2 protein-coding genes and 1 pseudogene are annotated in these 1,213 nt (G+C 61.7%); all 3 read left to right on the top strand.

The features are described from left to right. On the top strand, positions 1-534 hold a 534-nt coding region (locus B3187_RS07445; RefSeq protein WP_286805479.1), incomplete at its 5' end, for a glutamate--tRNA ligase family protein. Next, entirely contained in the window at positions 527-706 is a 180-nt protein-coding gene (locus B3187_RS07440; RefSeq protein WP_024460914.1) for a hypothetical protein, read from the top strand. The genes B3187_RS07445 and B3187_RS07440, both read left to right, overlap by 8 nt. Beyond that, a pseudogene (locus B3187_RS07435) lies at positions 696-1,213 on the top strand (histidine kinase); the annotation flags it as partial. The gene B3187_RS07440 and the pseudogene B3187_RS07435, both read left to right, overlap by 11 nt.

The raw sequence follows: 1,213 nt of genomic DNA, 5'->3' as shown, positions 1-1,213 counted from the left end.
CCCGCCGATCCCTACACCTGGCACGATCTGTTTCAGGGGCCTCAGACGTTGAGCCTGCGCCGCGATGTGGGCGATCCGATCATCAAGCGCAAGGATGGACTGTTCGCCTATCAGTTGGCAGTGGTGGTGGATGATATTCACCAGGGCATCACCCACATTATTCGCGGCGCCGATCTGCTACCGGTCAGCGCCGGTCAGGTGGCCAGCTTCGCCCTGCTGGGCGGACAGACGCCGGCGTTCGGGCACGTGCCGGTCGCCCTGAATGAACGGGATCAGAAACTGAGCAAGCAGCACCACGCACCGGCGCTCGACCCCGACCGGGCCGGTGCGAACCTGTGGCACGCACTGCACTTTTTAAGGCAGAATCCACCCAGGGAGTTGTTAGCTGCCACCCCCGAAGCCCTGCTCGACTGGACCCGCGAACACTGGCGCAACGATCTCGTCCGGGGCATGCAGGCCCGGGCTCCGGAGGCTATTTTGAACCCCGACGACGCACGCAGCTCCGATACCGCTCAGAGGATGCCCCATGAATAATCAGCGCCTGGTGATCCTGCTGCTGCTGATCGCCTACATCTTTTCGCCCACCCTGTTCACCTGGATCATCAATCCCGAGGGTGCCTGGTTCCGTCCTTACATCATCTGGGCGCTGGTCATTGTCATTGCCTACGCCGTTCAAAACCGCAAGAAGAGGCCCCATGATCTTTGAGTTAAGCCATGTGGCGCTGATCGGCGTCAGCTACTTGCTGGTTTTGTTCGGTATCGCCTGGATCACTGAAAAGGGCTGGATTCCCGACGCGGTCACCCAGCACCCTCTGACCTACATTCTGTCCCTGGGCATCTTTGCCAGTGCCTGGGCGTTTTACGGGGTCATCGATCTGGCCTTCCAGTTTGGCTACGGCGCCCTGGCCTATTACCTGGGCACCGGCGCTCTGTTTCTGTTCGCCCCGGTCGCCCTGGCACCGCTGGCGGAGCTGGCCCGGCGCCATCAGGTGCACTCCCTCGCCGACCTGCTGGTATTCCGCTATCACAGCCACGGTGTCGGCGCCCTGACCACCCTGTGCATGCTGCTGGGCATTCTGCCGCTGATGGCGCTGAACATTCAGGCCATTGCCGACACCATGTACATTCTGACGGTGAGCAGTAATCCCAGCCTGCCGGCCATGGGCACCGGCTTTACCTTCAAGGACCTGATGGCCATGGCGTACTGCGCCCT

The sequence above is a fragment of the Marinimicrobium sp. UBA4209 genome, assembly GCF_002381585.1.
In the GTDB taxonomy this organism is placed as follows: domain Bacteria; phylum Pseudomonadota; class Gammaproteobacteria; order Pseudomonadales; family Cellvibrionaceae; genus Marinimicrobium; species Marinimicrobium koreense.
The sequence above is the reverse complement of the archived record's forward strand: the minus strand, read 5'-3'. Positions and strand labels throughout refer to the sequence as shown.

Coding starts and splice junctions, on each gene's coding strand:
- B3187_RS07440 (WP_024460914.1), top strand. CDS start 527: ATGAATAATCAGCGCCTGGTGATCCTGCTGCTGCTGATCGCCTACATC.